The organism is Streptomyces sp. NPDC087422, from assembly GCF_044744145.1.
Taxonomy (GTDB): domain Bacteria; phylum Actinomycetota; class Actinomycetes; order Streptomycetales; family Streptomycetaceae; genus Actinacidiphila.
In genome coordinates this window covers 679,784-703,196 of record NZ_JBIUXT010000003.1, presented here as the reverse complement: position 1 = coordinate 703,196, position 23,413 = coordinate 679,784, and the positions used below count along the sequence as shown (strand labels likewise).

General features: G+C 73.5%; 18 protein-coding genes, 2 tRNA genes and 1 pseudogene. 7 read left to right on the top strand and 14 right to left on the bottom strand.

Translation table 11 applies throughout. From position 1 onward, the window contains the following. Nucleotides 1–15: 15 nt before the first annotated feature. Complete coding sequence (locus tag ACIO6U_RS12705) at nucleotides 16–201, bottom strand: hypothetical protein (RefSeq protein ID WP_355336534.1); 186 nt, start codon at nucleotides 199–201, stop codon at nucleotides 16–18. A 263-nt stretch (nucleotides 202–464) separates the two neighbouring features. Between ACIO6U_RS12705 and ACIO6U_RS12700 the strand changes: the two genes are divergently transcribed. From ACIO6U_RS12700 to ACIO6U_RS12690, 3 genes and pseudogenes are all read left to right on the top strand, one after another. Then, entirely contained in the window at nucleotides 465–947 is a 483-nt protein-coding gene (locus ACIO6U_RS12700; RefSeq protein ID WP_355336535.1) for a MarR family winged helix-turn-helix transcriptional regulator, read from the top strand. Between the two features lie 12 nt (nucleotides 948–959). Next, a pseudogene (locus ACIO6U_RS12695) lies at nucleotides 960–2,645 on the top strand (MDR family MFS transporter); the annotation flags it as partial. 303 nt (nucleotides 2,646–2,948) lie between these two features. After that, nucleotides 2,949–3,410: a TIGR03618 family F420-dependent PPOX class oxidoreductase gene (locus ACIO6U_RS12690; RefSeq protein ID WP_391042297.1), complete on the top strand. Its 462-nt coding sequence runs from the start codon at nucleotides 2,949–2,951 to the stop codon at nucleotides 3,408–3,410. Between the two features lie 58 nt (nucleotides 3,411–3,468). Here ACIO6U_RS12690 and ACIO6U_RS12685 read toward each other — a convergent pair whose 3' ends face one another. The 5 genes from ACIO6U_RS12685 to ACIO6U_RS12665 form a co-directional block, all read right to left on the bottom strand. Continuing rightward, complete coding sequence (locus ACIO6U_RS12685) at nucleotides 3,469–3,597, bottom strand: hypothetical protein (RefSeq protein ID WP_401718192.1); 129 nt, start codon at nucleotides 3,595–3,597, stop codon at nucleotides 3,469–3,471. Between the two features lie 133 nt (nucleotides 3,598–3,730). Beyond that, nucleotides 3,731–5,962, bottom strand: coding sequence for an ArnT family glycosyltransferase (locus ACIO6U_RS12680; RefSeq protein ID WP_401718189.1), 2,232 nt, complete (start codon nucleotides 5,960–5,962; stop codon nucleotides 3,731–3,733). Next, nucleotides 5,959–7,446: a glycosyltransferase gene (locus tag ACIO6U_RS12675; RefSeq protein ID WP_401718187.1), complete on the bottom strand. Its 1,488-nt coding sequence runs from the start codon at nucleotides 7,444–7,446 to the stop codon at nucleotides 5,959–5,961. Before ACIO6U_RS12675 ends, ACIO6U_RS12680 begins: the two co-directional genes overlap by 4 nt. A 25-nt stretch (nucleotides 7,447–7,471) precedes the next feature. Further along, nucleotides 7,472–9,112, bottom strand: a complete 1,641-nt coding sequence (locus ACIO6U_RS12670; protein WP_401718184.1) for a sensor histidine kinase — start codon at nucleotides 9,110–9,112, stop codon at nucleotides 7,472–7,474. Nucleotides 9,113–9,132: 20 nt separating this feature from the next. Further along, nucleotides 9,133–9,909: a response regulator transcription factor gene (locus tag ACIO6U_RS12665; RefSeq protein ID WP_355336754.1), complete on the bottom strand. Its 777-nt coding sequence runs from the start codon at nucleotides 9,907–9,909 to the stop codon at nucleotides 9,133–9,135. Nucleotides 9,910–10,351: 442 nt separating this feature from the next. Between ACIO6U_RS12665 and ACIO6U_RS12660 the strand changes: the two genes are divergently transcribed. After that, on the top strand, nucleotides 10,352–11,224 hold the full coding sequence (locus ACIO6U_RS12660) for an MEDS domain-containing protein (RefSeq protein ID WP_401718182.1): 873 nt from the start codon (nucleotides 10,352–10,354) through the stop codon (nucleotides 11,222–11,224). Here ACIO6U_RS12660 and ACIO6U_RS12655 read toward each other — a convergent pair. The 5 genes from ACIO6U_RS12655 to ACIO6U_RS12635 all read right to left on the bottom strand — a co-directional run bounded on the left by ACIO6U_RS12655 (nucleotide 11,184) and on the right by ACIO6U_RS12635 (nucleotide 14,340). Beyond that, nucleotides 11,184–11,669 carry a cytidine deaminase gene (locus ACIO6U_RS12655; RefSeq protein ID WP_401718179.1) on the bottom strand — a complete coding sequence of 162 codons (486 nt, stop codon included), beginning with the start codon at nucleotides 11,667–11,669 and terminating at the stop codon, nucleotides 11,184–11,186. The genes ACIO6U_RS12660 and ACIO6U_RS12655 overlap by 41 nt on opposite strands. 395 nt (nucleotides 11,670–12,064) lie before the next feature. Further along, complete coding sequence (locus tag ACIO6U_RS12650) at nucleotides 12,065–12,805, bottom strand: class F sortase (RefSeq protein WP_401718176.1); 741 nt, start codon at nucleotides 12,803–12,805, stop codon at nucleotides 12,065–12,067. Nucleotides 12,806–13,038: 233 nt separating this feature from the next. Next, nucleotides 13,039–13,452, bottom strand: a complete 414-nt coding sequence (locus tag ACIO6U_RS12645; protein WP_355336547.1) for a hypothetical protein — start codon at nucleotides 13,450–13,452, stop codon at nucleotides 13,039–13,041. 189 nt (nucleotides 13,453–13,641) lie between these two features. Beyond that, entirely contained in the window at nucleotides 13,642–13,869 is a 228-nt protein-coding gene (locus ACIO6U_RS12640) for a hypothetical protein (protein WP_401718173.1), read from the bottom strand. A gap of 189 nt (nucleotides 13,870–14,058) precedes the next feature. After that, nucleotides 14,059–14,340, bottom strand: coding sequence for a hypothetical protein (locus ACIO6U_RS12635; RefSeq protein ID WP_401718170.1), 282 nt, complete (start codon nucleotides 14,338–14,340; stop codon nucleotides 14,059–14,061). Between the two features lie 387 nt (nucleotides 14,341–14,727). Here ACIO6U_RS12635 and ACIO6U_RS12630 point away from each other — a divergent pair, with 387 nt between their 5' ends. Further along, complete coding sequence (locus tag ACIO6U_RS12630) at nucleotides 14,728–14,931, top strand: hypothetical protein (RefSeq protein WP_401718167.1); 204 nt, start codon at nucleotides 14,728–14,730, stop codon at nucleotides 14,929–14,931. A 77-nt stretch (nucleotides 14,932–15,008) separates the two neighbouring features. Here ACIO6U_RS12630 and ACIO6U_RS12625 read toward each other — a convergent pair. Together ACIO6U_RS12625 and ACIO6U_RS12620 are read right to left on the bottom strand one after the other, a co-directional pair. After that, nucleotides 15,009–15,084, bottom strand: a tRNA-Arg gene (locus tag ACIO6U_RS12625). Nucleotides 15,085–15,264: 180 nt separating this feature from the next. Next, a tRNA-Ser gene (locus ACIO6U_RS12620) sits at nucleotides 15,265–15,358 on the bottom strand. A gap of 180 nt (nucleotides 15,359–15,538) precedes the next feature. Here ACIO6U_RS12620 and ACIO6U_RS12615 point away from each other — a divergent pair. Together ACIO6U_RS12615 and ACIO6U_RS12610 are read left to right on the top strand one after the other, a co-directional pair. Then, a complete protein-coding gene (locus ACIO6U_RS12615) occupies nucleotides 15,539–16,138 on the top strand; it encodes an SSI family serine proteinase inhibitor (RefSeq protein ID WP_401305327.1) in 600 nt (199 codons plus the stop codon). Nucleotides 16,139–16,424: 286 nt separating this feature from the next. Beyond that, nucleotides 16,425–20,480: a PAS domain-containing protein gene (locus tag ACIO6U_RS12610; protein ID WP_401718164.1), complete on the top strand. Its 4,056-nt coding sequence runs from the start codon at nucleotides 16,425–16,427 to the stop codon at nucleotides 20,478–20,480. Nucleotides 20,481–21,095: 615 nt separating this feature from the next. Here ACIO6U_RS12610 and ACIO6U_RS12605 read toward each other — a convergent pair. Continuing rightward, the gene (locus ACIO6U_RS12605; protein ID WP_401718161.1) at nucleotides 21,096–23,165 is read right to left on the bottom strand and encodes a hypothetical protein; all 2,070 of its coding nucleotides are present in this window, start codon (nucleotides 23,163–23,165) and stop codon (nucleotides 21,096–21,098) included. Nucleotides 23,166–23,413 lie beyond the last annotated feature (248 nt).

Here is a 23,413-nt window from a genome sequence, read left to right as displayed (position 1 = left end):
GGGCAGGCCGGGCGGTCAGCGCATCGCGAGCGCGACCACTCCGATGACCACGGCCACCGCCACGATCACACCGATCACGAGGCCGACCTTGCTGCGGCCCTGCGCCCGCTGCACCTCGGCGGCGGGCGGCTGCTCGTCGACGAAGGCACGGAACATCTGGGTGTTGCCGGCCGGGTCGTAGTTGTTCTCAGGGTTCGACATGCCGCCTGACCCTAGCGTCTCGACGGAAGGGCCCGCACCCCCGGCCCGCCCGGCGGCCACACGGCCTCCGGCCCGAGCCGTTCAGGCAACCCGGACACGTACCTCTTGGGCGGATACAGGCGTTTCCTTTGCTGAATCTTTGCCGCGATTCCGGGCAAAGAATTTGTCTGGCACAACCAACTACTTTACAGTTGCTTCAGGCAACCAAAGATCACAGCGGACTCACAGGCAGCTCCCGCAGCGGAAGGACAGGTGACCGTCGGATGGCGGACCGCGAGCAGTGCGTGGAACTCGCACACCAGCTCCGCACCACCTTCGTCGTCAGCCGCGAGATCGCCCGGGGGCTGCCGCCCGAGACCCCGCTCACGGCGGTCATGGTGCTCGGCGCCCTCGACCGCCACGGCGAGCTGCGGATGAGCAGGCTCGCCGAACTCCTCGACGTCGACATGTCCGTGACGAGCCGTCATGTCGCCTTCGGCGTCGAGCGCGGCTGGATCGACCGGGCCCCCGACCCGCTGGACCGCCGCTCACGGCTGCTGCGGCTCACCGAACACGGCACGCGGACACTGCGGTCCTCGTCCGACCGGGCCGCCGCCGTGGTCGCCGACCATCTGGCCGACTGGCCGGACGCCGACGTGGCCCGGCTCTCCGAACTGCTCGCCCGGCTGCGTGACAGCTTCGGCGACTGCCGCTCCGCCGCCTCGCGCGGCGGCGCCCACCACATATCGCGCGCCCAGACGGGCTGAAGAGGACTGAAGATGGCAACAACAACCCAGGCCGGCAAGCGGGACGGGCAGGCACCGGAACCGGGCCACGGCGGCCAGGAATCCGCGCCCATGTCGCACCGGCAGATCATGGAGGCGCTGTCCGGGCTGCTGCTCGGCCTGTTCGTGGCGATCCTGTCGTCCACGATCGTCTCCAACGCCCTGCCCCGCATACTCGCCGACATCGGCGGCGGGCAGAGCGCGTACACCTGGGTGGTCACCGCCTCGCTTCTCGCGGTCACCGCGACCACCCCGATCTGGGGCAAGCTCTCCGACCTGTTCAGCAAGAAGCTGCTGATCCAGCTCTCGCTGGTGATCTACGTGGTCGGCTCGATCGTGGCCGGCTTCTCCACCAACCCCGGCATGCTGATCGCCTGCCGCCTGGTCCAGGGCGTCGGCGCGGGCGGTCTGTCCGCGCTGTCGCAGGTGATCATGGCCGCGATGATCTCGCCCCGGGAGCGCGGCCGTTACAGCGGCTACCTCGGCGCGACCTTCGCCATCGCGACCGTCGGCGGCCCGCTGATCGGCGGTGTCATCGTCGACTCCACGCTCGGCTGGCGCTGGTGCTTCTACGTCGGTGTGCCGTTCGCCGTCGCCGCGCTGGTCGTGCTCCAGAAGACGCTGCACCTGCCGGTGGTCAAGCGGAAGGTGCGGATCGACTGGACCGGCGCCTTCCTGATCACCGCGGCCGTCTCGCTGCTGATGGTGTGGATCTCGCTCGCCGGTGAGAGCTACGCGTGGGTGTCCTGGCAGAGCTACGTGATGGTGCCGCTGTCCCTCGTGCTCGGCGCGCTGTTCGTCTACACCGAGACCCGCGCGGCCGAACCGATCGTCCCGCTGCGGCTGTTCCGCAACAAGACGATTACCCTCACCTCGATCGCGAGCCTCTTCGTCGGTATCGCGATGTTCGCCGGCACGGTCTTCCTGAGCCAGTACTTCCAGCTCGCCCGCGGCAAGACCCCGACGATGTCCGGCATCATGACGATCCCGCTGATCGGCGGCCTGTTCATCGCCTCGACCGTCTCCGGCCAGATCATCACCCGCACCGGCCGCTGGAAGGCGTTCCTGGTCTCCGGCGCGGTCCTGCTCACCGCGGGTTCCGCGACCCTCGGCCTGATCCGCAACGACACCCCGTACTGGGAAGTCGCCGTTTACATGGCCCTGTTGGGCCTCGGCGTCGGCATGATGATGCAGAATCTGGTGCTCGCCGTGCAGAACCAGGTCTCCGTCGCGGACCTCGGCTCGGCCAGTTCCCTGGTCACCTTCTTCCGCTCGCTGGGCGGCGCGGTCGGCGTCACCGCGCTCGGCGCGGTGCTCGGCAACCGCGTCACGCACTTCGTCACCACGGGCCTCGCCGACCACCACATCACCGGCGCCGGGACCGGCGGCGGCATCCCGGACGTCGAGCAACTGCCCGCCCCCGTCAGGGGGATCGTGGAGAGCGCGTACGGCCACGGCATCGGCGACGTCTTCCTGTACGCCGCGCCCTTCGCCCTGCTCTCCTTCCTGCTGGTGATCTTCGTCAAGGAGACCGCCCTGCGCACCCGCAGCGGTTTGCAGCAGGCTGAGGCGGGTACGGGCCGGGCGGCGGAAGTCGCCGTCGCGGAGCTGGCGGCGGCCGAGACCGGCGCGGCGGACATCGCCGCCACCCAGACGGGTACGCCCGAGGCGGAAGCCGTCCGGGACCGGTCGGGCGACCAGACCCGGTAACCGGGAGGGCCGGTCACCCGGCCCGCAGGAACTCCCGGCCGACTGTCCTGTTCCCACAGCGGAGAGGTCCAGGGCGGCGGACGGGACCGGGTCCCGGAGGACGGCCGGAGCAGGGGACGGCCGAGGCCGTCCACCGGGACCCAGCACGAAGGGCGTGCCGCCGGAGCCGATGTCACGGCACGGCGGCCCGCCCCCTCTCGTCGGACGCCGTTTCGGCGTAAGGCCGAAGGCGCCTGCGGCCGCATCCGCGGGTGCCCGACGTAGGGTGCTGGCATGGCTCCCAACATCGCCACGAATACGTCCGTCACGCTGGATGAGCTGCTGGAGTTCGTGCGCCCGCGGCACCGCGCGATCCTGCTCACCACCCGTTCCGACGGCCGCCCGCAGGCGTCCCCGCTCACCTGCGGGGTCGACGACTCCGGCCGGATCGTCGTGTCGACCTACCCCGAGCGGGCCAAGACGCGCAACGCCCGCCGCGATCCGCGCGCCTCGGTCGTGATCCTCTCCGACGAGTGGAACGGCCCCTGGGTGCAGGTCGACGGCACCGCCGAGGTCATCGACAGCCCCGAGTCCGTCGAGCCGCTGGTCGAGTACTTCCGCAACATCTCGGGCGAGCACCCCGACTGGGACGAGTACCGCTCCGCGATGGTGCGGCAGGGCAAGTCCCTGATCCGCGTCACCCCGGAGCGGTGGGGCCCCATCGCCACCGGCGGCTTCCCGGCCCGGCTGGCGTAGCGCGCACTCCCCGTCCCGTCGGAGGTTCCGACTCCCGTGCCCTGAGCGGTCGTTGCCCTCAGCCGCTCAGGGCGGCGGTCGGGTCGCCGTCGTGCACCACGTCGGCCGCGATGCTCTCCGGGCGCAGGCCGCACGGCACGCGTGCCGCGTACGGCGTGCGTGGGGCGTACGGCGTGCGTGGGGGCACGTCGTGGCCGTCGCAACCGTCGCGCCGGATTCAGCTAAACATGGGGTGGATTGCGAAGCCGTAAAGGAATGCGCCGCGGCGGCGCCCCCGGGTGTGCGGGGCGCCGCCGCGGCGCGGTCGGGGGACGAGAGCGTCAGGACGTGGGCGCGGTCAGGTCGTAGACCGTCGTGCCGCCCACGGTCTTGGCCGTGTAGTGGGCCTCGACCCAGGTGGTGATGGCGGACGCGGTACCGCTGCCGCCCATGCCACCGCCGCCGCCCTGGCCGCCGCCGAGGAAGTAGTGGATCTTCCCCTCGGCCACGTACTTCTGGAACTGGGCGAGGGTGGGCGAGGGGTCGCTGCCGTTGAAGCCGCCGATGGACATCACCGGCTTTCCGGTGGCGAGCTGGTAGCTGGCCTGGTTCTGGGAGCCGATCGCGGCGGCCACCCAGGTGTAGTCGCCGGAATCGGCGAGGAGCAGCTTCTTCATGGCGGAGCTGACCTGGGTGCCGTTGAGCAGGCCGCCCATGCCGCCGCCGTTGCCGCCGGGGACGCCCGGGGCGCCGTCCTGGCCGGTGCGGCCGGTGCCGGGCATGGTCTGCCCGTTCTGGCCGCCCTGGCCGGTCTGGCCGTTCTGGCCGCCGCCGAAGGGGCCGCCCTGGCCGGTCTGCCCGTTCTGGCCGCCGGGCATGCCCTGCCCCTGACCTTGGCCCTGGCCCTGGCCGTTGGTGGGGCCGCCGCCCATGCCGGGCGGCATGCCGCCGCGGCCACCGCCACCGCCACCGGGACGTCCGCCGCCGCCGAAGCCGCCCATGCCGCCCTGGACGGCGGGCCCCGCGGTCACGATGGAGCCGGAGTGGCCGGTGTTCACGGTGTTGAGGGTGTACGCGACGGGCCCGCCGAGCGCCGCGGCGACGCCGACGAACGCGGCGATCGCGCCGAGCCGGGCGGCGACCCGTACCCCGGGCATCGCACCCGCGAGCAGCCCCGCGGCGGCGACGAAACCGCCGATCAGGACCGCGCCGCGCAGCCACGGGAGCCAGTCGGAGGAACGGTCGAGGAGTACGTACGACCACACGCCGGTGCCCGCGACGGTCACGGCGAGCACGGCCGCGGCGGCGATGTGCGTGCGCCGGGCCCACAGCAGTGCCGTGCCCATGCCGACGACGGCGGCGATGTAGGGGGCGAGGGCGATGTTGTAGTACTGGTGGAAGATCCCGGACATGAAGCTGAAGGTCGCGAAGGTGATCAGCAGCGCGCCGCCCCACACCAGGAACGCCGCGCGGACGGTGTCGGTGCGCTTGGCGCGCCAGGTCAGCCACAGTCCCGCGGCGAGCAGGACGAAGGCCGCGGGCAGCAGCCAGGCGATCTGGCCGCCCATCTCGGAGTTGAAGAGCCGCCCGATGCCGGTCTCGCCCCACATCCCGCCACCGCCACCGCCGCCACCGCGGCCCCCGCCGCCTCCGCCGACGCTGCCGGTCTCGTTGCCGGTGATGCGGCCGAAGCCGTTGTAGCCGAAGGTCAGCGACAGGAAGCTGTTGTCCTGCGAGCCGCCGATGTACGGGCGGGACGACGTCGGCCACAACTCGACGATCGTCACCCACCAGCCGCCGGACACCACCATCGCACCGCCCGCGGCGAGGAGTTGGCCGATACGGCGGCGCGGCGTCGTCGGCGCGCAGACCGCGTAGACCAGTGCGAGCGGCGGCACGATCAGCCACGCCTGGAGGGTCTTGGTGAGGAAGGCGAAGCCGAGCGCGACGCCCGCGATCAGCAGCCACTTCGTCCGGGCGTCCTCCAGCGCGCGCAGCACGCCGTAGACGGCGACGACCATCAGCAACGCCAGCAGCGCGTCGGGGTTGTTGAAGCGGAACATCAGCGCCGCGACGGGGGTGAGCGCCAGGACGGCGCCCGCGATCAGGCCCGCGCCCGCGCTGAACCGGCGGCGTACGGCCGCGTAGAGCACGCCGACCGTGGCGACGCCCATCAGCGCCTCCGGCACGAGGATCTGCCAGGAGCCGAGGCCGAACAGCCGCACCGACAGGGCCATCGGCCACAGCGCGGCGGGCGGCTTGTCGACGGTGATGGAATTCGCGGCGTCGGAGGAGCCGAAGAAGAACGCCTTCCAGCTCTGGCTCCCGGCCTGGACGGCCGCGGAGTAGAAGGAGTTGGCGTATCCGGCGGCGCTCAGATTCCACAGGTAGAGGACCAGGGTGCCGAGCAGCAGCGCGAAGAACGCGGGGCGCACCCAGGCGGCGTCCTCCGCCCGGCCCCGCCAGGTCCGCCGCGCGAGCCCTCCCCGGTGCCCCGCTGGCCGCGGCGCCGGTTCCGCGACCGGATGCCCGAACACGTCCGTGTCCACTGTGGTGTTGCCCGGCGCGCTCATCGCGCCCTCCTCAAGTCGTCGCGGGCGGAAGGGGTTTCGTGGGCCGGGAGGTCGGCGGACCGGGCCTCGTACGAGACGGGGCCGGCCCCGGTGACCGTCTCACCGTCGCGGAAGGCCGCCGTGGCCGTCTCACCTTCGCGGAAAGCCGCGCCGCCGGTCTCACCGTCGCGGAAGGCCGCCGTGACCGTCTCACCGTCGCGGAAGGCCGCGCCGCCGGTCGCGCCCTCGGGGAAGACCCACGCCCGGAAGAGCAGGAATCTGAGCACCGTCGCCGCGAGGTTCGCCGCGATCAGGACGGCCAGTTCCGTGCCGTGGTCCGGGTGGGCGGTCGCCGCGTGCAGGGCGGCCAGTGAACCGCTGGTCAGGGCGAGGCCGATGGCGAAGACGACGAGGCCCTGCGCCTGGTGGCGTACGGCCTGGTCGCGCCCGCGTACGCCGAAGGTGAGCCGCCGGTTGGCGGCGGTGTTGCCGAAGGCGGAGAGCAACAGCGCCAGGGCATTGGCCACTTGGGAGCCGGTGCCGAGCCGGAAGAGCGAGAAGAGCGCCAGGTAGACCAGCGTGCTGAGCGCCCCGACGACGCAGAAGCCGACGAGCTGCCGCGCCAACCCGGCGGGCACGCCGGTGAGTTCGCGGTCGCGCGGGTCGTCCCCGAAGGGCCGCCGCAGCCGGTCGAGCGCCAACTGCCCGGTGGCCAGGGCCCGGCCGACCCGCCAGACGCCGCGCAGGTCGTCGGTGGCGGTGCGGACGAGGTCGACGCTGCTGTCCGGGTCGTCGACCCAGTCGACCGGCACCTCGTGGATGCGCAGGCCCGCGCGTTCGGCGAGCACCAGCATCTCGGTGTCGAAGAACCAGCCGGTGTCCTCGACCATCGGCAGCAGCCGCTGGGCGACATCGCCCCTGATGGCCTTGAATCCGCACTGCGCGTCGGAGAAGCGCGCGGCCAGCGAGCCGCGCAGTATCAGGTTGTAGGCGCGGGAGATGAACTCCCGCTTCGCGCCGCGCACCACCCGCGAGGAGCGGGCGAGCCGCGAGCCGATCGCCAGGTCGGAGTGGCCGGAGATCAGCGGCGCGACCAGCGGGAGCAGCGCGTTGAGGTCGGTGGACAGATCCACGTCCATGTACGCCAGCACGGGCGCGTCGGAGGCGGACCACACCGTCCTCAACGCCCTTCCGCGGCCCTTCTGTTCGAGCCTGAAGGACTCGACCTCGGGGAGTTCGGCGGCCAGCGCCTTCGCCACCGCGGACGTCAGGTCCGTACTGGCGTTGTCGGCGACGGTGATCCGGAAGGGGTAGGGGAAGGTGCCCGACAGATGCGCGTGCAGGCGGCGGACGCAGGGCTCCAGGTCGTTCTCCTCGTTGTACACGGGGATGACGACGTCGAGGGCCGGGGCCGCCTGGGCACCGGGCCCGGCCGGGTGTTCCGGAGCTGTGCCCGCGGCCGGCAGGTGCTGCCGGGCGGGCAGATTGCCGAGTTGGGTTCGCATGATCCGACCCTCGGCGGGCGCGCTGTCACGACGTTGTGGCGAGCCTGAGCGGCGGCTGTGAGTGTGCGGCGCGCAGCCGGACGGTGAAGACCGTACGTCCGGGCACGCTGTCCACGGACACCTCGCCGCCGTGCGCGGTGACCACCGAACGCACGATCGCCAGGCCGAGCCCCGTACTGCCGGACCGCGCGGCGGCGGCCGTCCGGGTACGGGAGGCGTCGCCGCGCGCGAACCGCTCGAAGACATGGCGTCGCAGGTCGGCGGGGATGCCGGGGCCGTCGTCCTGGACCTGGAGCAGGACGCCGGGCCCGTCGCGTACGACGCGGGCGGTGACCGTCGTACCGGCCGGGGTGTGGGTGCGGGCGTTGGCCAGCAGATTGGTCAGCACCTGGTGGAGGCGCTGCGCGTCGCCGTGCACGGTCGCCGGGTCGTCGGGCAGGTCGAGCCGCCAGACGTGGTCGCGGCCCGCCGCCCGGGCGTCGCTGACCGCGTCCACGACCAGCGGGGACAGGTCGGTCTCGGCGAAGCTGAGCGGGCGGCCCGCGTCCAGTCTGGCCAGCAGCAGCAGATCCTCGACGAGGGTCGTCATCCGTCCGGCCTCGGACTCGATCCGGCCGAGCGCGTGCCGGGTGTCGGGGCCGACGGGTTCCCTTCCCCGGCGGGTGAGTTCGGCGTAGCCGCGGATCGAGGCCAGTGGCGTACGCAGCTCGTGGCTGGCGTCCGCGACGAACTGTCTGACCCGTGTCTCGCTCTCCTGCCGCGCGTGCAGGGCCGAACCCACGTGCCCCAGCATGCGGTTGAGCGCCGCGCCGACCTGGCCGACCTCGGTCCGCGGGTCGGTGTCGGAGTCGGGGACGCGTTCGTGCAGCGCCACCTCGCCGCTGTGCAGCGGGAGTTCGGACACGCGGGTGGCGGTCGCGGCGACCCGGCGCAGTGGTTGCAGGGCGATCCGCATCAGCGCCGCGCCCGCGAGGCCCGCCGCGACGAGACCGGCGGCGGCGACCGAGAACTCCACCCAGATCAGGGTGTTGAGGGTGTCCTCGATCCCGCTGGTGGACAGGCCGACCAGTACGGTGCTGCCGTCCGAGGACTGCTGCGCCGACGCGACGCGGTACGTGCCGAGGCCGGGGACGCTGAGGGTGTGGGCCTTGCCGTCCCTCGCTACGGAGGCGAAGGCGGCGGTCTGCCGCGCGGTGAGCGGATCCGCTTCGAGCAGGCCGCCGCCGGACGGTGTCGCGCTGACCGCGGCCCGCGTGACCGTGCCGTTCGCGCCGACGATCGCCCCGACGGTCTCGCCGGGCTGGCCGCCGCCCGCCAGGAATCCGAACGGCCGCTCGTTGAGCGGACTCTGCGGAAGCCGTGCCGCCCGGTTGGCCTCCGGGCCGTCCCCGGGGCCGCCGTGCGGCCCCGCCGCCCGTACCGCCACGTCCTGCACCTTGCCGTCGAGCTGCCCGTACAGGAAGTCGTGCAGCGCGAATATGGTGACCGCGCCGATGACCGCGCACACGACGGCGACGAGCGCGACGCAGGACGCGACGAGCCTGCGGCGCAGGGACCAGGGGCGGGACCAGGGGCGCTGGCGGGTACGGGAGTTGGGCTTCGGGTCGGCGCGCGGCGCGGGGGGCGGGGAGGCGTGGGGAGTAGGGGGCGGGGAGGCGTGGGGCATCGTCTCGGCTTCCGGGGTCGTCAGGCGGCGGGCTCGCCGGGCTTGATCAGGTAGCCCGCGCCGCGCCGGGTGTGGATCATCGGCGCGCGGCCGGCGTCGAGCTTGCGGCGCAGGTAACTGATGTACAGCTCCACGACGTTGGCCTGACCGCCGAAGTCGTACGACCACACGCGGTCGAGGATCTGCGCCTTGCTCAGCACCCGGCGCGGATTGCGCATCAGGTACCGCAGCAGCTCGAACTCGGTCGCGGTGAGGTGGACGTTGTCGCCGCCGCGGCTGACCTCGTGGCTGTCCTCGTTCAGCACGAGGTCGCCGACGACCAGCAGCGACTCGTTGCGTACGGCGGCGGCGCCCGAGCGGCGCAGCAGGCCGCGGAGCCTGGCCACCACCTCCTCCAGGCTGAACGGCTTGGTGACGTAGTCGTCGCCGCCCGCGGTGAGCCCGGCGATCCGGTCCTCGACCGCGTCCTTCGCGGTCAGGAACAGCACGGGGACGTCCGGGGTGTCGCGGCGCAGCTTCGCCAGCACCTCCAGGCCGTCCATGTCCGGCAGCATCACGTCGAGCACGACCGCGTCGGGCCGGGTCTCGCGGGCCGCCCGCAGCGCGCCCGCGCCGTCGGCCTCGGTGCGTACCTGCCAGCCCTCGTAGCGCAGCGCCATCGACAGCAGGTCGGCGAGCGGCGCCTCGTCGTCGACGACGAGGACGCGCACCGGCGAGCCGTCGGGGCGCGCGAGGTCGGTGGCGGTGGCGGTGGTGGCCGCGTGCGCGGTCGCGGGGGCTGCGGTGGCGGTGCTCATCGATGTGGAAGGCATGGTGTTCACCCTGTGCGCGCGCTATGAGAGGAGCCTTGGCCGATTCTGTGAATCGTCTGAGAATCGGGGTGAGGGTTGTTTGCGGCGGTGCGCGCGGCGGGCCGTACGGCGGTGTGTACGGAGTTGCGCACGGCGGCGGGTGCCGCGCGGGACCGGGTGCCGACTCCGGCGCGGAGAACGATCAAGGGGTGAACGGTCGAAGGCGGACGGTTCGGCGGTCGTTCTGGGCATCTTCCTGGGCACTTTTCGTCATCGGCGGCCGATATGCGATGCGCGGGCCGAAAGGTTGGTGCGGGCGGCGTACGTTCGGTCCATGGGAGGTGGCATGGCGGGCGGCGGGGGTGGCCGCGGTGACCCCGTGGGCGCGGAGCGCGACCGGTCGGTCGCGGCAGGCGGCCATGACGGGAGCGGGGCCGGGTGTACGTCGGTGGCCGAGGCGATACCGCGGGCGGTCGCGGTCGACCGTATGGGCCCCGGTGACCACGCCTGCCTCGGAATCCACGGCGACGACGACCGGTGGGCGGTGCGCGCCGCCTTCACCGTCGCGGGCCTCGCCCTCGGTGAGCGCGTCATGATCTTCACCGGCGGGGACACCGCCGGTCCTGACGCCCTCGCCCATCTCTCCGCGCACGGCGTCCCCGCCGAACGCTGCGCGCGCACCGGGCAGTTGGCGCTCTCCTCCGAAGCCCCCGGCTACGACCCCGCGTCCGGCGCCTTCGACCCGGCGGTCCGTACGGCCTTCTGGGCGGCGGGCACCAGCACCGCGCGGCGGCGCGGCTTCACCGGCATGCGGGTGGTCGGCGACATGACGTGGGCCGCCGCCGCGCACTCCGGCCTCCCCGAGTCCGAACTCTCCTCCTACGAAGCGGAGTTGACGCCCTTCTCGACCAGGACCGGCTTCACCGCGATCTGCGAGTACGACCACGGCGCCGTCCCGGCGCCCCTGCTCTCGCGTATCGCCGCCCTGCACCCGCTCGCCGTCCTGCCCTCCCTCGACACCCTCCACGCCGACCGCACCGGCTCCTGCCTCCGCCTCACCGGCACCGCCGACCTCGCCACCCGCCTCCACTTCGACCTCACCCTCCGCGCCGCTTTCACCAGCGACCCCCCGCCCGCCCTCCTCGACCTCACCCCGCTCTCCTTCCTCGACGCCCACTGCGCAGGCACCACCCTCCGCCTCCCCCGGGGCACGACGGTGCGCTGCACCCCGTCGCAACACCGCATGCTCCGCGTCTGCGGCGCGGCCGAGGCAGAAGGGGTCACCTTCCAGGTGGAGGACCCTCCGGCGCGGGGTCGGTGAAGAGCGCCGGTTCGAAGGGCTGGGTGCCCTCGTCCGGGGTCCAGAGGGCGGCAAGGGGCATCAGGTCGGTGATGCGGGCGCTCCGGACGCCGTCCGGGGTGGGCAGGAGGACGCGGATGGACCGGTGGTAGTCGAAGAGGATCTGGCGGTCGCGGCCGCACGGGCCGACGGGGCCGCGGCCGAGGTTGCCGACGGCCACGATGGTGGTCAACTGCCGCGCCCCGCAGGCTCGGGCGCAGCCGAGGGCGACGAGTTCGGCGCAGGGCCCGCCGGTGAAGTGGTAGAGGTTGATGCCGCCGTGCATGCGTCCGTCCGCGTCACGGACGGCGGCGCCCATGGTGTGGACGCCGCCGTCGCCGTCGGTGTTCTCGTCGACGATGGCGCGGGCGTACGCGATGAGTTCGTGGTCGGCGGGGGTCAGTTCCCGACTGGGGATCGTCAGCACGGGCCGGATGCTACGGACCCGGGCGGGCGGGACGCGAGGGCTTTACGGGTGGTGCGCGGCGCGCCGGAGCCGGGCGCCGAGGCGGTGGGCGATCGTCCGGGCGGCGTCCGGGGCGAGGCCGGGGAGGCAGGAGAGGCCGGGGGGTAGGAGAGGCGGGTCAACGAGGCCACGAGGGCGCCGGGTTCGACTCCGCCACTGAGGATCACCTCGCCCGCCGCGACGGCCCGCGCCCGCGCCCGCGCCGTAACGGTTCGGGCAGGAGGCCGAGTTGGGCGCAGAAGCGGGTCCACAGGCGCTCGCGGCTCCAGCCGACCTCGGCGGCGAGGTGGTCGACGCGGACGAGGCCGAGGCTGCGGCTGCGTCGCCGCCGCAGACCGCGGCTCAGCTCCTCCCGTTCACCACGGCGCGGTCCACGGAGCGGCGGGAGAGGCCGGGGGCGCCGGGGCCGCCGTGGCCACGGGAGACGCCACCGGGGCGGGAGCGGGCGGGCCGACCTTCGTGAGGTGGGCGTAGACGACGATGTTGGCGCTGTAGCTGGTGGCCCGGGAGTAGGTGCCGGCGCAGGTGATCAGGCGGAGTTCGGGGCGGGTGGCCTGCCGGTAGACCTTCTCGCTGGGGAAGTCGCTCTTCTCGTACTGCTCGACGGCGTCGACGGTGAAGACGGCGGTGCGGCCGTCCTGGCGCCGCACGGTGAGGGTGTTCTGCTTGTGGAGCTGGCCGATGCGGTAGAAGACGGCGGGGCCGCTGTGGGTGTCGAGGTGTCCGACGACGACCGCGGTGCCGGTGCTGCCGGGCGTGGGGCCGTTCCGGTACCAGCCGGCGAGGTTCTTGTCGTCCGGCGGCGGGGGTTGCAGGGTGTGGTCCTTGTCCGTGGTGAGACCGGTCATCGGCGCGTCGACGCCGATCTCGGGGATCGTGATGCGGGTGGGCGGCGACGGCGGCAGCGGGTCCACCGCGGGGGCCGGGACGGCCGGTGCGGCGGGGCCGGAGAAGGCGTCGGCGGCCGAGGGCCTGGGCGGGGTGAGTCCGGTGCCGGAGGCGCTGTCGACCACGAGGAAGCCGCCCACGGCCATGCCTGCCAGGAGCAGTGCGAGGCCCGCCTGGCGGCGGCGGTCGACGGCGCGGGGGTGCTGCATGCGGGGCGGGCCTTTCTCGAAGTCTGCGTCCGTCCGCCTCGGGCCGGGGCCCAGCGATCAGCGCCTGGCGCCTGGCGCCTGGCGATTGGCGATTGGCGATTGGCGCTTAGCGCTTAGCGCCTGATGCCTGATGCCTGGTGCCGAACGAGCCGCGGACGTATGACGCCCCCTGCGGTCGCGCGCTCCGCTTCGAGCGGGGCGCGCGGCCACAAGGGGCGGAGGTGGAACCGAGGTCAGCCCTCGACGGAACGGCGGCGCATCATCACGACGCCACCGGCGGCCGCGACGGCGAGCACAGCCGCGCCCGCCGTCATCTCGGTGCCGCTGATCCCGCCCGCCAGGCCGCCGGAACCGGCGTGCACCGGACCGGTGACGCTCGCGCACGCGTCCCGCTCGCCGACCTGCGCCTGCTCCAGGATCTCCTCGGCCGTGGCGATCTGCTTACGGATCTCCGGCGTCTTGTTCGGCAGCTTCTCCAGCCGGTCGAGCTCCTTCTGCGCTTCATGGGTCTTGACCTGGGCCTGCTCACAGATCTCCGAGTGGGGACCCGTCTCGGCGGACGCCATCGGGGCGGAGAGCGCCAGAGCGCCGCCGCTGAGGGCAATGCTGGAGATGGCGAGAGCGGCGAGAGCACGAGCGGAACGCATGGGACTCCTTCGCGAGGGCACGCCCTCGGACCCTGATGGCCCGAGAAGGGGGACGTACGTGCCCAACGAAGTCATAGATACGAATAATGTGACTTATTAACACACCTTCACACCATTTTTGCCCCGTTCAGACCACATCCCCCGGCGCGTCGCTCACCCCCCGCCGCCCCCGACTGTGCTTACCCCTCTTCACATCTGCCGGACCGTCACCTCACACCGCCACGCGAACGCCACGGCCGACACGAGTGGCGCCGCGTGAACGGCTATCTGCCCGACGAGGCCGCCGTGCTCGACAAGGCGTTCGCCACGTACCCGCGGATCGCCGACTACGTCGCAACCGTTGCTCGGCCGGACATGGTTGCCGTCGACCAGACCGTCGACCAGCACCGCATCCCCGGCCGCGACGGCGTGTGGCACCAGGAAGGGGTGTGCGAGGCGACCTTCGCCGACATCACCACGCCGGGCGCGACGCTCGTCGTCAACGTCAGTTCCGAGGAGGACCGGACCACGCACCTGGTGATCTGGGAGGGCAACGACGGCCGCGGCCTGCTGCGGACCACCAACCGCGCCGACGCCGTCGCGTTCGCCAGCTGGCCCGGCCGCGAATCACTGGTCATTCGATCCGGAGGACGAAGTGAACGCAGCCCGATCCGCCGCCCGATCCGCCGCCCGCCGCGCCGCCCGCCGCTCGCGCCAGGGCAGCACCAGCCTGACGACAAGCACCGCCACCACCGGCACCGGCACGGTGACCCAGAGCGCGTGCCGCGACTGCGGCCAGCTGGCGTTGCCCCACAGCATCGGCACCAGCGCCCCCGCGGCCAGCACCACCCCGGTGACCAACGCCCACTTGATCGCGCTCAGCGGCGACCCGTCCCCCCGCTTTTCCATGGCTGTCACCGTAGCGGGCCTTTCCGACCCCTCTCGGAGCACCCCATGAGCGTCCGGTACGGAGCGGGTGGTGATGTTCGCCGCCGCCGAGGTGGCGCTGTTCTCCATCGCGCTGATGGCCCGGCAAAACCTGGGCGCCCTCGGGGTGCCGGGTACGCCAGGGGTGCTGGTGTGGGTGGTGACCCGGGGGGGAGCTGCGGGAGCGGCTGCTGTCCCGGTTCGGCCTGGCCCAGCGGGGGCGGGACGCGGCGCAGATCACCCGTGACCGGTGGACGCGGATTGCCACCCGCAGGGCCGCGCGGCGTCGATCCGCGTACTCAAGGACCGCTACGGCGTCGGCCAGCTCCGAGCCACCCGAATCCAGAGCGACCTGAAAGCGAGGATGTCGTGAGCCTCGATCCGAAGCACCATCAGTACGCCAACCCGGTGCCCAGCTTCGAGGCCCGCCCGCTGCCCGCCCGGCGCCCGGAAACCTCCGTGTCGGCGTGGGCGGGCCACTCGGATCTGTCGTTCACGAAGCGGACTTACGTGCACCCTGACCCTCAGTCACTGCGGGCCGGTTCGGAGAAGCCTGCCGAGCTGTTGCGCTGACGCAAGATCATTCGGCGATTGTGAGAAATTATGACAGAAGCCCCGCACCCCCGAAGGGGCACAGGGCCTCTGACCTGTGGTGCACTCGGCAGGATTCGAACCTGCAACCTTCTGATCCGTAGTCAGATGCTCTATCCGTTGAGCTACGAGTGCGAGCGCTTCGCGGGGTTTTGGGCCGGTCGGCGTTGCGGGAACAACATTACATGAGGTGTGGCGGGAGGTGAAATCCATAACCGGGAGGCGGGGTGACCTGCGGGAATGGGGTGGGGGCCGGGGGGGGTGGAACGGAAGGAGCCCCGCCGTCGGTGGAGGACGGGCGGGGCTCCGGGGTGGTGGCGGAGGCGGAGGGATTTGAACCCTCGATGGACGGTAAAGCCCAAACCGCATTAGCAGTGCGGCGCCATAGACCGGACTAGGCGACGCCTCCTGGTACGTGCCCGGGTGAGCGGGCGCGTGTGCAGATGATGACACAGCCGTGCGGGCCGCGACCAATCGCAGACTACGGTACAAGGCCGCCGGTGGGCAGGGCAAAGGGGTAGTGCCGGGACGCGCCCACGAAGGAGTGGGTTGCGGGGGCGGGCGGGCCCGCACGGGTAGGGAGGGGCGCATGCGAAACCCCCGAGCCACCGCACCCCGTACGACGCGGAACCGCGCCCCGAAGGGCGCCCGCGCGCCCCAGGGCACCCGTACCGTCCTCGCGTTCCTCACCCTGGCCGCGCCCCTCGCCGCGCCCCTCGTGGCCGCCGGCGGCGCCGCGGCGGTCGGCGTCCCGCGCCCCACCCCCGTCGAGCGGCTGATGGAGAGCCGCCTGACCGTGACGTACGCGGCGGCGCCCGACGCCCAGCCGCGGACGTACACCCTCGACTGCGGCCCCGCCGGGGCGAAGGAGGAGACCGACCCGGCGTGTGAGCATCTCGTGGAGATCGGGGGACCGGAGCGTGCGGTGCCCGCGGGGCAGATGTGCTCGATGATCTACGGGGGACCGCAGACGGCCCACGTGACGGGCGTGTGGCGGGGCCGGACGGTCGACGAGGAGTACAGCAGGACGAACGGCTGCGAGGTGTCGCGCTGGCAGCGGATGGTGCCCGCGCTCCCGGCCGCGAACGGCGCGAACGGCCTGAACGGCGCGAATACCGCGAGCGACGCGGTGAACAGCGCCGACGCGAGCGCCGGAGGTACGCGGACGGACACGACCGTACGTTCGTGACGTACGCCACACCCGCGCGCCCCCGGCCGAACGCGGCGCCCGAACACCCCGCTCCCAAGGGGCACATGGACATCCGGGGCCGCGCGAGGGGGCCCGACCCGTACACTCGGTCTAGTGACATGTCCCGGGGGTGGCGGCAAGATGGGCCGCCCGTGACAAGCCGCCCGCCCGTGAGAGCTGGCAGCACAAGAGCGGAAACGAAAGCGCAAGCAAGAGCGGACATCAGCGCGGGAAAACGGCGGCGCAGGACAGTGCGGCACGTGCGGTAACAGGGAGGACGCGTCTCGTGAGCAGCAGGCCATCCAGAGGCGCTGCTCGCCTCGCCTCGATACTCGATGCCCTGCCCGACGCGCTGCTGCTGGTCGACGTCAACGGCACGGTGGTCAACGCCAACGCGATAGCGATCGAGACGTTCGAGTCGCCGGGTACGGCGCTGGTGGGGCGGGGCCTGCTCGACCTGCTGCCCTCCTTCGACTCCAAGCGCATCCCCGGCTCGATGCGCAGCCCGCGCGAGGCCGCGGAGGACACCCGCACGAAGCCCACCCGGATGGTGGCGCGGCGGACCGACGGCACGGAGTTCCCGGTCGAGGTCACCAGCGCCAATCTGGAGGACCCGCGCACCCCGTACGCCGACTTCGGTGAGCCCCAGCCGCCCCACTACACCGGCGACGAGCTGCTGATGCTGGTGGTCCGCGACCTCACCGGCACGCTCGACACCGAGGCCGAACTGGCCCGCCAGCAGCGCCAGACGGAGATGATCCTGCGCGCGGCGGCCGAGGGCGTGGTCGGTGTGGACACCGCGGGCAAGGTCGTCCTCGTCAACCCGTCGGCCGCGCAGATCCTCGGCCACCGGGCGACCGACCTGGGCGGCAAGGAGCTGCACCCGCTGGTGCACCACTCGCGCAGGGACGGTTCTCCGCTGCCGTACGAGGAGACCCCGCTCGCCGACACGCTGCGCTCCGGGCGCAAGCACCGCGTCCGCGGCCAGGTGCTGTGGCGCAAGGACGGCCGCGCGGTGCCGGTGGACCTGACGACGGCGCCGGTACGGGACGGCGACCAGCTCGTCGGCGCGGTGATGACGTTCACCGACCGTACGGCGTACGACGCGCTCGCCGCCCGCGCGCTGCAACTCGGCGCGCTGCTCGACACCTCGCTGCGCGGGCCGCTGGCCGAACTGCGCGGCGAGCTGACGGGGCTGGCCGCCGACCCGGCCGGGCAGCTCTGGCCCGAGGCCAACCAGATCCTGCACCACCTGTCCGCCGGCTACTCCCGCATCACCACCCTCATCGACAACGTGCTGGCCTTCCAGCGGCTCGACCGCGGCGAGGACAAGCTGCGGCGCGAGACGGTCGGGCTCGACAAGGTGGTGGCCGCGGCCGTGGAGGGCGCGGTCGAGCTGATCGGGCCGGGACGCGCGCAGTACGCGGTGCACGCGCCGCCGATCGAGGCGTCCCTGGACGCCGAGCGGATGGCGCAGGCCCTCGCCCACCTCGTCGCCGACGTCGCGGGCGTCGACTCGGCGGGCAACGCCATCGCGTACGCCGGCGACTCGACGATCGTGGTCGCGGCGGCCCAGCGCGGCGACGTCATAAGGATCGACGTCCGCGGCCCGCACGCGGGCGGCGACCCCGTCCATCTCCCGCTCGCCCGCGGCATCGTGGAACGCCACGGCGGCGTGCTCCAGACCCACGAGGTGCCCGGCGGCAGCGCGTACGTCCTGGAGGTCCCGGTCGGCCGCGCCCGTCAGAAGAACGGCTCGGCCGCCGCTTCCGACGCCTCGGGTACGGGTACGGAATCGGCCACGGGTGGCCGTACGGACGGCGGTACGGAATCAGGTACGGGTACGGATACGGGCTCGGGTACGGGCTCGGGTACGTCGGGGTCGGGCGACGCGTCGGAGCAGCCGCGTGAGTCCGAGACCACCGTGATGCCCTTGCCGACCGAGCCGATGCGCGGGACCACCGGGCAGGGGTCGAACGCGGCGCCGGGCGCGGGCAATGGCACCGGGCCGGACTCCGGGAGCGGCGTACGGCGGGCACCGCACCAGCGGCAGGCGCCGCAGGACAGCGGGGCGGCGGTCGCGCCCTGGTCGATCCCGGCCGCGCCCGACCAGGACTCCGCCCCGACCGGGCGGCGCCGCGCGCTGCGTCGGCCCGGCGACGAGCCGGACGGCGGGAGCGCGGGCGGCAACGGCGGCGCGGGGCGCGAGATCGCGCCCGCCGACGGGGCGCAGCCCACCGGCCGCAGGGCGCGGCGGGCCAGGACCGACGACCAGGAGCAGGAACGAGGCGGGGGCGCGGCGGGTCAACCCGCCCTCCCGCAGGGGCAGTCCGCGCTTCCGCAGGGGCAGTTCGCGCTTCCGCAGGGGCAGGCGGGGCTTCCGCAGAGCCCGCTTCCGCAGGCGCAGGCGGGGCTACCGCAGAGCCCGCTCCCCCAGACCCACCTTCCGCAGCCGCAGATTCCGCAGGCCCAGGTCCCGCACGCCCTGCCGCCCGTCCAGCCGGCCGTCCAACCGCCTGTTCAGCCGCCTGTTCAGCCGAGCCCCGGCCAGGACCCGCGCGGGCTTTCCGCTCCCGAGGCGGGCACCGGCCGTCGCGCGCGCCGCGCCATCGAGACCGCCGCGCCGGACAGCGGCGCCGCCGTCGTACCGCAGCAGCAGGGCCACGCGCCCGAGCCGCCGCGGCAGCCGCAGCCGCAGACCTGGCCGAGCCCCGGCCAGAGCGCGGGTCAGGCGGCGGACGAGGAGCCGGAAGGACCCGTACCGCCGCGGTCGTGGCCCGCGCCGTCGCAGCAGCCCCCGCAGCCGCAGCCGACCGCGTGGCCCGCGGCGCCGCAGAATCCGCAGCCGTCGACCTCGCTGCCGTCGCAGCAGCAGGCGCCGTCCTCGCAGCCGCCGTCGCCCGGCCAGGGTCAGCCGCCGCAGGCTCCGGCCGCGTCGGCGGCCGGACCGGGTACGGCGGGACCGTCCCCGCAGCGCGGCGGCCCGGCGCCGCAGCAGGACCCGTCGCAGAGCAGCCACGGCCGTGCCATAAGCGTGCGTACGCTCGGGCAGGGCATGCCGTTCGGGCAGCAGGCGGGCGATCCGCAGACCCAGACGCAGGCGGTGCAGGCCCAGTCGGGGCTGCCCGCGCAGGTGACGGCGAGCGGTTCCGGCCGCCGCCGCAGGCTGAACCCGCCGCAGCAGCCGCAGCCCGTACAACCGGGTCAGCCCGAGCAGAACGGCCAGCCCGAGCAGAACGGCCGGCCCGAGCAACAGCAGCAACAGCAGCAACAGCAGCAACAGCACGGTCCCGGCGGCGAGACGCAGGCCCGTCAGCACCCGCAGGCCGACCCGGACAGCGGTCAACTCCCCATCCGCCGCCCCGAACCCCAGCCGCAGCGCGGCGCGGGCCGGTCCGCGATCCCCGGCCAGGCCCCGGCGCCGGACGACGACCGCGAGACGGCGCTGCTGCGGCCGGTCCCGGCTGCCGATCCCGTTCCGAAGTCCCAGCCGCCGGTGCCGCGTGAGGCGGGCGGCCGGGCGTACGCCATAGGCGCGCCCGCGGAGGGCGCCGCCGAGGGCCCCGAACCGCTGGACGGCCCCAATGGCGCGGTCGACGTCACCGACATCGCCGACGACCGCATGGAGGAGTCCTTCGACGAGCCGCGCCGCCTGCTGGTGTGGCCCGAGCCGGACACCTCCACCCGCCAGGCCCTGACCGACCGCGGCTACCGGCCGGTGATCGTGCGCTCCCGCGAGGAGGTCGACGCGCAGATCGCCGAGCCGCCCGCCGCGCTCTTCGTGGACCCGCTCACCGGGCCCATCACGCGTACGGCCCTCCAGTCGCTACGGCAGGCCGCCGCGGCGGCCGACGTGCCCGTCCTGGTCACGGCCGGTCTCGGGCAGGCCACCCGCGAGGCCGCGTACGGCGCCGACCCGGCCGTACTCCTCAAGGCGCTCGCCCCGCGCGACAGCGAGCAGCACCCCCCGCGGGTTCTGCTCGTCGAGAGCCACGAGCCGATCGCCCAGGCGTTCGCGGCCACGCTCGAACGGCGCGGCATGCAGGTCTCGCACGCCGATTCCGAGACCGACGCCATGTCCAAGGCCGCCCAGATGCATCCCAACCTGGTCGTCATGGACCTCATGCTCATCCGGCGCCGCCGCCAGGGCATCGTCGACTGGCTGCGCGGCAACGCCCGCCTCAACAACACCCCCCTGGTCGTCTACACCTCCGCCGACATCGACCCCGCCGAGCTCCCCCGCCTCGCCTCCGGCGAGACCGTCCTCTTCCTCGCCGAGCGCTCCACCAGCCCGGACGTCCAGGCCCGAATCGTCGACTTGCTCGCCAAAATCGGAGCCTGACCCCTCCGGGGAGGTCCCCCATCCTTGGGGGCGCGGCCCCAGCGCGGTTCCCTCCCCCGGGCGGCGAGCCGATCCTTCGAGGGGCGCGGGACCGTGTCTAATCTGCGGCCGCCGCCGCGCGGGCGCGCTCAACCACGACGCTCCCGCCCCTCACCACCCGCCCCAGCGGGGCAGATCGGCTGTTCCCGGACCACCGGCCGGTGGTGGGTTGCCCGCGCAGTTCCCCGCGCCCCTGACGGGGCGCAGCGTCTTTCGTCCGGGCGGTGGGCCGGTCTTTTCAGGGGCGCGGGACTGTGTTCAATCTGCGGCCGCCGCCGCGCGGGCACGCTCAACCACGACGCTCCCGCCTCTAACGGCCCGCACCGCCTCTTGTCCGGGGGCCAGGCACGGGCTTTCAGGGGCGCGAGGAACTGCGCGCTCAGCCACTACGTGGGCGCACGTCACCACCGGCCCCAGCGGGGCAATCCGGCGGCGGCTGGCCGCGCCCCTGACGGGCCCGCACCGCCTCTCGGCCGAGGGCCAGGCACGGGCATTTAGGGGCGCGGGGAACTGCGCGCTCAGCCACGACGTGCGCGCACGTCACCACCCGCCCCGGCAGGGCAGACGCGGCGTGGGTCAGGGAAGGTCTTCGGGAGGGCCGGGCCGAAGGCCAGGCTGACGGATCATGGCGGTGATCTCGGCGGCGGCGACGGCGGCACGGCCGGGCCGCTTGAGGAGGCGTTCGGCGAAGGGCCAGCCGACCACGCCGAGGGAGATCTCCTCGGAACCGCCGAGGCCACGGTGACGGCCGGGGCCACCCGGGGCACCGGAACCCTCGTCCGAGCCACCCGGGGCACCGGAACCCTCGTCCGAGCCGCCCGGGGCACCGGAACCCTCGTCCCAGCCGCCCGGGGCACCGGAACCCTCGTCCCAGCCACCCGGGGCACCGGAACCCTCGTCGGAGCCACCCGGGGCACCGGAACCCTCGGGGTCGGCCTCCACGCACGTGATGGTCAGGGCGCCGCCGCGACCGTAGCGGGCATGGCCGACCGCGTCCCAGGGGATGTGGCGGGCGCGGGAGGACAGCAGGCCGCAGACGCGCAGGCCGGCGCTGTCCGCGGTGATCTGCCAGGTCATGAGGCACCAGCCGCCGTAGAACCAGGTGAGGGCCACGAAGGAGAACCAGAGCACGCGCGACCAGGGCCAGTCGCCGACGGCGGCGGACGTCACCGCTCCGGCTCCGGTCACGAGCATGACCGTACCGACGCAGCGCGCGACAGGCCCCGCGTGCCAGCGCACCGGCCCGGCGGCGGCCACCACGGTGCCGAGGGCCCGCTGGACGTCGGCCTCGACGGCCTGACGGTGTCCGGCCTCGCGTCGCCCGGCCGTCGAGCCCGCGTCGCCGTGGTCGACGGCCGGCCCGCCGCGTATCGGGGACAGGGACACCTCGACGGACGGCTTCGCGGCGGGGCCGCTCTCGGCGGACGTCAGGACGAGGGCGCCGTCCTCGCTGAGCGCGCCGTAGAGGATGACGTCGTGTACGCCGGAACGGGCGTGCGGAAACGGCTCGTAGTGCAGCACGGCCTCGGAACCGAGGCCATCGGCGCCGTATATCTCGGTGAAACCGTCCGCCCTCGTCCGGGCGCGCGCCCGGAGGACCGGTACCGGGCCGCGCCGGAGGGCGAGCACACGGCGGCGGGCGAGCTGCCCCGAGAGCGCCGAGGCGAGGCCGAGCCCTACGAGGGCCATGCCGCCGGCCTGGCGGAGGAAGTGGGACAGGTCGTCGGGGTACGGCTCGCCCGCCAGCCGTACCCAGTCGCCGTGGACCAGCACGGTCACGGTGCCGACGTCCCGGTAGTCGCCGTCCACGTCGAAGCGGTGACGGGAGCCGTCGGGCATGCGCACCGTGAGCAGGTAGTCGTCCGGGTTGTAGGCGACGACGGGAACGTCCCGGACCACGGCCACTCGCGCGGTACGGTCATCGGACCGGTCCTGTACGACGACGGTCACGATCAGGGCGGCGCCCACCGCGCACATGATCAGCCCGGCGACCCGCCGGAACAGGCCCCGCTGCCCCGGCTCGATGCCGTCCGGCATGGGAGCGGACGCGGTGACGCCCCCGGCGGCCTCCGCGATGAGGGCGCGCTGGCGGCGGCGGCCCCGCAGCCGTTGCGCCACGACCAGCCAGCCCCAGCACAGCGCGGCGACGACCACCGCGGCCGCGACCTTCTCGCCGGCCCCGCCCTCCCACTGGCCGGGCCGGGCCAGGTAGAGCAGGAGCAGCGGGGCGGTCAGGACGGCCAGTTCCGGCAGGAAGAACAGGCACACGAGGTGGGGCAGGAAGAGCATCGTGCCGGTCTTGTCCACCCATTCCTCGCCGCAGGGCGCCTGCGGAGTGCAGGTGGGGTCGGGACTCATCAGGACCGCGGCGAACACGGCGACCACCAGGACCACGGCGGGCAGCGTCGGCCGCACCCACGCCGCCCTGGGCCCGGCCGCCCGCCACCCGCGGGCGTCGGCGGCGAGCCACGGGCGCGCGGCGCCCCCGGCGTACGACGTGCCGTCGGACCCGCCGCCGGACCCGCCATCGGACCCGCCGCCGTATACGTCGTCGGATACGTCTTCGGGCACGCCGCCGGACCCGCCGCCGCGCACACCGCCGGACCCGCCGTCAGGCACACCGCCGGACCCGCCGTCGCTGATCATCGGTGCGTCATGGGAGTACCCGTGTCCGTCCTGGCCGAGGGCGCGTCGAAAGCGGCGTCAGCCGAGCCGACCAGGCTCTTCCCGCCGCACCAGCAGATCGTTTTACCTGATCATTGCGCAACCGGGAAAGTTTGCGAAGCGGCACGGCCCGCCGTGGCGACAGGCGTACGAAGGACGGTCACTTCGTAGGAGCCGCCCGTCGCCAAGCGGTCGCACTCCGGGGGCTCACCACCCCCCGGCCGGAACAC